Source organism: Burkholderia sp. SIMBA_051 (genome assembly GCF_046534915.1).
Classification (GTDB): Bacteria; Pseudomonadota; Gammaproteobacteria; order Burkholderiales; family Burkholderiaceae; genus Burkholderia; species Burkholderia ambifaria.
The window spans coordinates 1-278 of record NZ_JAWRXS010000199.1; the positions used below are offsets into that span (position 1 = coordinate 1).

At 73.7% G+C, this 278-nt stretch carries 1 protein-coding gene; it reads right to left on the reverse strand.

The features are described 5' to 3' along the window. The coding region (locus SB771_RS34165) for an RBBP9/YdeN family alpha/beta hydrolase (RefSeq protein ID WP_410721939.1) at positions 1 to 278 on the reverse strand (278 nt) is incomplete at both ends.

Sequence of the window (278 nt, forward strand, 5' to 3'; positions counted from 1 at the left end):
GGGATCACCACCACGCGGCTGCCCCAACTCTCGGCAAAGGCGCGGGCGCGTTCCAGCCGGCAGTAGGGGTCATTGTCGCTGGCCACCACCACGCTCTGGAACGGCAAGGAGTGGCGCGGGATCGGCGCGAAACCGCGCAGACAGTCCGGCGCGTCGGGACGCTCGACGTCCGCCGGCGCCACCAGCAGGGCGCCGGCGACCTTGGCGCGCAGCGGCACCGGCAGCGCCGCGCTGATCAGGCAGCCCAGGCTGTGGGCGATCAGCAGCACGGGGCTGCG